Genomic DNA, 8,252 nt, shown 5'->3' with positions numbered 1-8,252 from the left:
CTAAATCGCAGCGCTCAAGCAGGTCGTCGCGCTACAACAATCCACACATATACAGTGGCAATATTACGCAATTTAAATCTTTTTTAATGCCAAGCTGCTTAGGAGCAAATACATAACTCGTTCCAATTCTTTTTGAAAACTTAGCCTTAAATTTATCAAGAGAAACTGTTTTAAACGCATTCCCAGATTTAACTTCAATAGGAGATATACGCATTTTGCCAGCAGAATCCTGAAAAGCTTTAGAAATCAAAAAATCGATTTCCATGGTATTTTCCGAATTTTCTTTATCTCTATTTGAATAGAAAAATAGGCGATGTCCAGATGCTATTAGCTGTTGCGCAACAACGTTTTCAACTAGCATTCCTTCATTAATTGAGATTTTTCCAAATAAAATTTCTTTATATAAATCATTAGACGCAATGCTACCATCTGAAAGTATCATAGAAGTCAACAAACCAGTATCAGCCATATAACATTTTACTAGCGCATCATCTGCATTAAGATTCAAGCCCACATTCGGATCTGTAGATTTGTAGCAATTATTTGTAATACTCGCATCCGAAAGCCAAAAAAACGCATCCTTGTAGTCACGCATACGAGCATTCTTGCCCAAAGAAGTAATCCTATATCTTTTTTCATGTCTGGAAAGCTGCGCTGGTATTCCATCAAACACAGCCATAACTTTCATTTCATACCCTTTCGCAAACTTTGCAGCATCCTGCCTATAGAGTGAAAGAATACGACGCTTAACTCTATCTACTCGAGCAAAATCTCTCGAATCAACATATTCATTTACAGACTGCGGCATACCACCAACTAGCATATATTCTCTAAAAAGTCGCATCGCTTTTTTATGTAAAGCATCTGGCAAAGGATGTAACGCATCAAATGAATTTTTAATAACCGTCGACAGATTTTCTTCTCCACAAGCCCACAAAAATTCTTCAAAATCAAGAGGATACATGCGTTCTTCTTGTTCTTCAGATGGAATCACTATTGTTTCAACATTATGTTTAATAGAAAGCAACGAACCAGTCTCTATATAGTCGTATCTGCCATCTGCAACTAGTTGTTTTATAAACTCTCTCGCTTGTGGGAAAAATTGCACTTCGTCAAAAACCATTACCGATTCACGATTATAAAGTTTCACACCATATAGTGCAGATATGTACGTAAAGAAAGTGCTTAAATCTGAACGATAATCTTCAAATAGTCGAAGCGCATCTTTTGATGCTTGCGAAAAATCAATAAGAATATAAGACTTGTATTCGTTTCTTGCAAACTCTTCAACTAGAGTACTTTTCCCAACCCTTCGAGCACCTGTTACTAAAAGTGCTGTTGAACCGCGATCAGCCTTCTTCCAATCGAGCATTTTTTGATAGAATTTTCGCCTTAACATATAACACCACTTTTAATTACCACAAAACCGTTGAAAATACTATTGTTTTATAGTATATATTTCACGAAAATCAATGTCAATTTAGGCTGAATTTTCACGAAATTGAAGGTAAATATATGCCGATTTTTCACGAAATCAGGGGTAAATATATGCCGAATTTTCACGAAAATCAAGGTGTTATTTCTCTAAATCTTCGCAACACGCTGCATTACAGCAATTCTAAACATTTATATGCTTGGCATGAGCAAGTGAAGCAGCACGACGACGACGCTTGCGAACTGCAGCCAAAATCATGGTGGCAAGAATCATCGCACAGCCAATAAGCGCGAGCATGAACATCGTCATCCAAAGCGACCACTGCAACTTGTCTCCTGGCGACGAAACCGGATCCGGTAGCGCGCGATAGCCTGTCACCAGCAGCCTCTGCGTATTCACACCATACGGCGTGCACGTGAGCAGCGTCGCCAAATCGCGCCCCTTCTCACGCTGAAGCAACCTAATATCATGCGGATCGACAATGCTAATGCGGAACACCTTGTACCGCAGCGTTTCGCCTTGCACGTCAAAGTAGAAGTAATCGCCTTTCTTCAGTTCCACTAAATCATCAAACATAGTCGCATTTGGCAAACCCGTATGCGCTGTCACAACAGCGTGACGAGTTTTGCCCCCAACCGGCAAATCCGTGCCATACAAGTGACCAGCTCCATACGCCAAAACCTCCTGCGAACTACCGTGATAAATCGGCAACTTCACGCCAATCTTCGGGATCTTTACAATGCCCATAATGCCCATCGGCCCATCCAACTGCTTCGCGTAATCCTTATACTCCGGCGTTTTCATATAATCCGTTGTGCCGTCGTAAGGATCAGACGTAATAATCGACTTGTGGCGCGCATTATACTTGCGCGCTGCGTTCAAAATCTTCTCGCGAGCGCTCGCAGTCTGCTTACGACTCAGGCGATCGTAGGCTACAGAAACTTCCTTCGATACCTTGTTGTTCCACAGCGTTGATGCAACCGGGTATGTGAAGCACAATATTGCTGCAAGCGCGAGGGCAATTGGCTCAAGAGTGCGGCGGAGTTTGGATTTTGGTTTTTTCGTTGGTTTTGGTGCGGGTTTTGGTGCGGTTGCTGAGTCTTGGGTTGATGAGGCTTGGGTTGATTCGGTTGCGGGTTTTGCTGCTGATTTTGCTTTGTTCTGCTTGAAGAAAGCATATACTTTTGTAACAGCTTCGTTTAATTTCATGCTTCCTCCTTGTGGGATAATTAGGCTTAGATTGGTTTTATTTTGTTGTTTTAATTTATTTGCGATTTTGTTTTGCGAGATTCTTGCGTATCGTCTATGAGTTTTGTAACTGATTTAGTTTTTGGTTTTTACGAGGCTGGAAAATTTGTGTTTGCGCACGTTCCGTCCTTCACTCCGCACTCATATGAAACATTTTTACTGTAGTAAAACCTTGTTTATGTTGCGTTGCGTTCGCTCAGTCCTCTTTTAGTGCTGAACACAATTTTTCCAGCCTCTCAACACACTAAACACAACACAAAACTCATAGACTCGTGCAGAAAGTTACGAAAGTGCGTGGTTTACTCAGTGCAACTAAGCTTCGGGTGAGTTAGTGGTTGAGAGTAGGTTTGGTGTGGTGTGTGCGGCAGCATGAATGCTAGTGTTCTGTAAGCAATAAATACTCAACGCCTGCAGAGCAATACTGTTAAAGCTCACTCATCAACAAGTACTCAACGTTAGCAAAGCGCTACTGCAAAGCTACAAAACCAGCGTTAGCAAAGCACTGGTACAAAGCTTCCGAATGTTTTGGGAGATTACGATTATAAAAGCAAGTGAGTCTAGGATTTAGTTCAGTAAACCCTAGACTCACACTTTGCTATTAGACTACAAGACCAGCTTTAGAAAGCGGATCAAGCGTTCTGCTGCTGTTCTTCTTCCTTGCGATTGCGCACGTACAGAATCACGCTAGCAACAATCAAGCCCATGCCTACGACAGCGAAAATCAGTATTCCGTAAGCACCGGTTGCAGGAAGATTGAACCAGAAGCTCTTGCCATCTTCGCCACCCTTAAGTGGGAGGTCCTCAATCTCAATAGTGCTGGTCTTATCTTTTGTAATCTTTGCCTCATAAACAGCTGTAGACCTAGCATAACCCTGAGGAGCTTTTACTTCGAGAAGATACACAGGATCGCCTGCACGAGTCTTATACGCATTCTCGAAGTTACCACTAGCATTGGTAGTAGCATTCTCAAATGTTGACGCAGCTTTGCAGTTCTTATCCTTAGTAATATTTTTGTTCTCATTCAAAGCCTTGTAGCAGCCTTCAGCCTTATCCTTATCAGCGAAAATCTTGAATTCAGCGCCAGAAAGATTAGTCTTCGCACCGTCCTTCATGTAGTACTTATGCACCTGAAGGTAGCCGAAGTCAAGAATAGACTTGCTCTTATCAGTGTTAGGAATGATTGGAGGCAATGCCGCATCAGCCTTCTCATGAGCCGGGAAGAAGCCAGATGCGTTAACAATCTCATTCTTGCCGTTTTGTTCAGACGCATCGCCGGTTGGAGCCTCGCCAGCCTTGTATGTGGTACTGACCTTAAACTCTAGATTTACAGTAACCTGAGGAGCTTCTTGACCTTTCTGAACAGCGTTCAAAACTCCAGCAATCTTTCCTAAACCAGTATTAGAGAACTTCACTAGAATGCGCTTGTGATTAGCTGTAAGACCCTTAGAATTTGGATCTGTCTCACTAGCAGAGTCGATGACACTAACCGTGTAATCTTCCTCATTAGTAGCAGTACCTTTTACAAGAGTCGTTGTGCCAATCTTCACACTCTTCACAGCATCAGCAAAGGTTGGAGTACCAATCTCCCCCTCAGCTTTGAATGCTTCCAAAGCATCAGTTGGAGCATCATCGAAGACCATATAACCCTGAAGATCATCAGCCGTCAAATTCTTATCACCAACTTTTGCCTTATTGACTCCGGCAGTAATAGTGTATGGCAATATATCATTAACACTTGCGAACGTAGTCTTACCGTAAACCTTCTGAATAGTATCCTTGAGATCCTTATTCTTCGGCTTCACAACAGGCTTGTAGTTGTAAGTAACTGTGGTTTTTTTGTTTGCACCCTGACCCGTAGTAGTGTACTCCGGCAAAGGAAGCGTCATGTAGAAGGATTGCAAATCAGAAATACCGTAACCTGCAGGTGGCTCAGTCTCAATTACCTTGTAAAGACCAAGTCCAAGATTGGAGAAGGTTGCTTTACCAGTTTTTTCTGCAGTCGTTTGATCCGGAATGGAAGTGCCATCAAACTTTACTTCCGCATCAGTGCCATCTTCCTTAGCAGTGTGATCGTTCAGCTTGGTAGCAAGTTTCGCAATCTCTTGCCAAGACTCAGGAGACTTAAGATCTAGAGTTGTTTCTTTAGTGCCAACCTTAATGGAATCAACCTTTTTTAAGCTAAACTTGGCACCAGAAAGCGGCTCGTAACCAGCAGGGCAAGAATCAGTAGAAGCTGTAGATGGTGAAGGAGAAGTAGTTACAGCTGACGTGCTAGCATCCTTTTGCTTGCACTTAAGAATAGTAATACTGCCATTCTTTGGAGCACCCTTCACCCACGGAGCCGGAGCAGGTGGACCCGGTGTTATCTGTAAATTATTAGGACTACCCCACGCAACGCCGGACACGGTTACAGCGCCGGCGACGCACAGCGTGCCAGCCATCGCAAGCGACGCCACCGCCGCCACGAATTTATTAGTGAACTTTTTCATGTTCACTCCTTTCATTGCTTTTTACAGCAAGTAGAAATTTGATTTGCATTGATCATGCTCATACGAGTAAAGTTTTAAAATTTTTGACATTTACCTTGTGTTATCACGCTCCCGAATCCCGAAAGACTGCGCAATAAAACAATGCGCAATAAAACAATACGCAATAAAACAATGCGCGAAACAGGAAGGCTTTATGCGCAAATGCGTACGTAGTCGCCTTATGCGCAGCACCGCAAGTAAATGCATATACAACTGCTTTATACGTGATTGCATAAGCCTCGCCACCTTCCCAAAATTAATTTGCGACCGCACTCACTTTGACTTACCACGAAGCCAGCCGCCAACAGATTCACCAATAGCGCTGCAAGAATACCCAGCTGCAAATTCCAACTCTGCCCGCCCGTGTTCGGCAAAGTGAAATTACTCACCAAGTGAATATTGAGCGTAAAAGCAGCAAAATCCTTATGTTCTTTAAAAGCCGTAGGCTTAGCAGAAGTTAGCGCAGAGCTTATCAACGTAGGCGTTAAGCTGCCAGATTGAGCGGCTTTGCTTATTGCATCATCAAACTTAGTAAGCGCTTCAGGCTTCAACGCATACACAACGCACTGGTAATCGCCAACCTCAGTCGGCTTTATGCTCACTTCCTTATCAGTTCGCGCAGCCACTTTTTTACTTGGATCCGACGACTCGCAAATCGTCTCGCCTTCTTCATTAGAGTGGCACGTATTTTGATTATTATCCGCAGGCACACTCAGCCCAAGTTCGGCAAGATTACTACTCCAAGTCTTGTATTCAAGATTCTCCGCAGCTTGCGACGAACCAGAAGGCTGCTCACTTTGCGAGCCAGATTGCGCACTGCTAGACGAACCATCGACAGCAGTAGCGCCATTTGAGTCACCGACAGCAGAGCCGCCACCTCCGGCATTAGCAGCAGCCTTCTTCTCGCCCTTCGAGCACAGCACGCGCAACGTAATCTTCTTCGTGCTATCCGCCGCAGAAGTAGCATCAACAAACGGCTTAAGCTCCATGCCGAGTATCGCAGAAATCTTGTTATTCTTGTCAGGCAACTCCGCCGGCAACGAACCATCGATGTTTTTAAACGGATACACTTTCAGCGTAAGATCCTTATCGCCAATTTTTGGCGGCTCCGGCTCTGGAGGCTTATTCGACTTCACCTCAATCGTAACTGACTTATAATCCCAGTCAACGCCTTGCTTAATAGACGCTTTATTAGTCCACTTATCTTCAACTATGTTTCCTTGAAACAGAGAGTCCTTACCTGCATTATCTTTGACCCTTGCATTAAACTCGTCTAATACTGTAGAACCGATAGAATATTTACCTCCACCTTTACGTTCTAAATTAGCATTCTTAAAAGCAAACACTTTGCACTCAAAAGTCCCAGCCTTCTTAGGCATGCCACTAATCCAGCTTTGAGAGCGCTCAGTATAATCATCATTCTCATACAAAGCATACTTATCTGCAGTGCTATCCTTTGGATTATTCTGATTTTCCATATGCTTGAACTGAGTCTGATTATCTGCAGAAGGATTATCTTTTTTATCTTTAAGACTCAAACCATTAAAATTATCTACCGTGTAATTATTGGCATCATCCTTGCAAATCATGTGATGGTACAGCTCGCCTCGCTTATATATCGATTGCGAATCAATAAAAAGCTTATTAATAGAATCGTAAACGTCTTTTTTAACATTACTGTCAGTAGTACTTCCGCCAGCACCTTGACTATCAGACTTTGGTTTTATAGTAATTTTATTACCACTTACCGCAACATCATCCTGCTTATTCACAAAATCGTATAAACTCAGCGATAAATCACCAGATTGAGGATTAGGCAAATCCTTTTTATCTAGTTTCGCGGTGATGTACTTAGCTTTGGATCCTAAGTCATCTGGATAATGTATTGCAACTTTAAACTTATAGGACTTATTAGCTACTAGCCATTTGCTCGGGAAAAAGCGTATATAACCATCGCTATTAGCTACTTTTTTAGTAGATTTAGTAGATTTAGTAGATTTAGCAGTATAACTGCCACTACTACTATCCTTGAAAAAAGCATAATTTACAGAATCATCATTACCATACTTTTTCAACTCAAGCCACACGCCATCAGGTAATGTTTTCTGAGTTACGCCAGCAACTTCTATTGTTGGCTTAAAAATCTGAGGAACTTTAGTATAAGGCCTGTCATTATCGCCTTTAATGTTTACTGTGTTTTTATTACCATACGTAATACTGTAGCATTTTTCAGGAGTATTATACTTTTTCTTACCATTGCACTCTGGTGGAAGCTGAGGCTCTCCCTTCATACTTCTGTCAGTGCCTTTAACAGCTTTCGCAGAATCAACATCTTGCTTTTTAACGTTTTTCTTTACATCAGAATCAGCCTTAGCCTTATCAACACCATTGTTACCAGCAGTCTTCGGCTGCTTTTCAACAGGCTTCAATTCCTTATTATTATTCTTCTTTAAAGCATCAGAAGAGCCAGTATTTTTCTTATCAGATTCAGCATTATTAGATTCACTCTGCTCGGACTGCTGCTTCTGCTCACCCTCAGTCTTAGTAGAATCAGACTTAGCACCCTCAGCCTTCTCAGCAGGAACAGTAGTATTAGCAGCAGCGCTTACACCAGCATTCTCGCCAGCGCTCAACGCATAAGCAGGAGCAATCACAAAAGTAGCAAGCAACGTTGCAGATGCTACCAATAACGAAAGTAACGCTCGACGCGTGCACGAACCACACGCTTTTTGAGACGAATTTTTAGATGATTTTACGAACGAGCTTTTGGACGCGTTTAAGCGTAAAGCGGCGCAAGAAGCCTCTTTAGATGCTCTTGCAACGCCAGAGTCACGGCGGTGAGCAGCGAAATCAAAAATCGCGCGCACACGCTTTAAAAATATATTAGATTCCGGAGCAGTCATAACATACTCTCCTTATATCGTCATAATCAATCTTAATATTTCAAGGCCTCAGAATTAACGAAACCCAACGGCTCCAATTAACAACCAGGCGGAATCTGACCCCTTTCGTAATGTACAGCTGAGAGTATACCCCCCCCC

General features: G+C 42.5%; 4 protein-coding genes. All 4 read right to left on the bottom strand.

The features are described 5' to 3' along the window. Positions 1–31: 31 nt before the first annotated feature. The 4 genes from HMPREF3208_RS05925 to HMPREF3208_RS05910 all read right to left on the bottom strand — a co-directional run bounded on the left by HMPREF3208_RS05925 (position 32) and on the right by HMPREF3208_RS05910 (position 8,114). A complete protein-coding gene (locus HMPREF3208_RS05925) occupies positions 32–1,399 on the bottom strand; it encodes an ATP-binding protein (protein WP_064347727.1) in 1,368 nt (455 codons plus the stop codon). Positions 1,400–1,618: 219 nt separating this feature from the next. Next, entirely contained in the window at positions 1,619–2,644 is a 1,026-nt protein-coding gene (locus tag HMPREF3208_RS05920) for a class C sortase (RefSeq protein WP_064347725.1), read from the bottom strand. A 668-nt stretch (positions 2,645–3,312) separates the two neighbouring features. Beyond that, on the bottom strand, positions 3,313–5,172 hold the full coding sequence (locus HMPREF3208_RS05915) for a SpaH/EbpB family LPXTG-anchored major pilin (RefSeq protein ID WP_196488967.1): 1,860 nt from the start codon (positions 5,170–5,172) through the stop codon (positions 3,313–3,315). 257 nt (positions 5,173–5,429) lie between these two features. Beyond that, the gene (locus HMPREF3208_RS05910) at positions 5,430–8,114 is read right to left on the bottom strand and encodes a hypothetical protein (RefSeq protein ID WP_064347722.1); all 2,685 of its coding nucleotides are present in this window, start codon (positions 8,112–8,114) and stop codon (positions 5,430–5,432) included. Positions 8,115–8,252: the final 138 nt, after the last annotated feature.

The organism is Gardnerella vaginalis (genome assembly GCF_001546485.1).
GTDB lineage: Bacteria > Actinomycetota > Actinomycetes > Actinomycetales > Bifidobacteriaceae > Bifidobacterium > Bifidobacterium vaginale_D.
Note: the sequence above shows the minus strand (reverse complement) of the source record. Positions and strands in the feature narration are given on the sequence as shown.

Coding starts and splice junctions, on each gene's coding strand:
- HMPREF3208_RS05925 (WP_064347727.1), bottom strand. CDS start 1,399: ATGTTAAGGCGAAAATTCTATCAAAAAATGCTCGATTGGAAGAAGGCT.
- HMPREF3208_RS05915 (WP_196488967.1), bottom strand. CDS start 5,172: ATGAAAAAGTTCACTAATAAATTCGTGGCGGCGGTGGCGTCGCTTGCG.
- HMPREF3208_RS05910 (WP_064347722.1), bottom strand. CDS start 8,114: ATGACTGCTCCGGAATCTAATATATTTTTAAAGCGTGTGCGCGCGATT.
- HMPREF3208_RS05920 (WP_064347725.1), bottom strand. CDS start 2,644: ATGAAATTAAACGAAGCTGTTACAAAAGTATATGCTTTCTTCAAGCAG.